Origin of the sequence: Limosilactobacillus mucosae (genome assembly GCF_046939755.1) — a bacterium.
GTDB classification, from domain to species: Bacteria; Bacillota; Bacilli; order Lactobacillales; family Lactobacillaceae; genus Limosilactobacillus; species Limosilactobacillus mucosae_A.
In genome coordinates this window covers 1-299 of sequence record NZ_JBKZAY010000119.1, presented here as the reverse complement: position 1 = coordinate 299, position 299 = coordinate 1, and the positions used below count along the sequence as shown (strand labels likewise).

1 protein-coding gene is annotated in these 299 nt (G+C 52.2%); it reads left to right on the top strand.

Going from position 1 to position 299, the window contains the following annotated elements:
* A partial coding sequence (locus ACLUWI_RS10460) for a mucin-binding protein (RefSeq protein ID WP_412147255.1) occupies positions 1-299 on the top strand: 299 nt, incomplete at both ends.

Sequence of the window (299 nt, the reverse complement as noted above, 5' to 3'; positions counted from 1 at the left end):
TGCCACGGTTGATATGGTTGATGGCTCCGTTGTCTATGGTGATTGGTCAACAGCGCAATGGCCGGCATACCCCGTACCAACGGTTGACGGCTACACGCCAAGCCAAGCCACGGTCGAAGCCAAGACGGTTGTTGACGGCACTAAAGATGCCAATGTAACGATTGATTACACGGCCAACGCTCAAACGGCCAAGATTGTCTACACTGACAAAGACAACAACACGGTTAAGACCGACACGGTTAATGGCGTTACCGATCAAACTGTTGACACGAATAGCACCGTACCAACGGGCTGGAAGC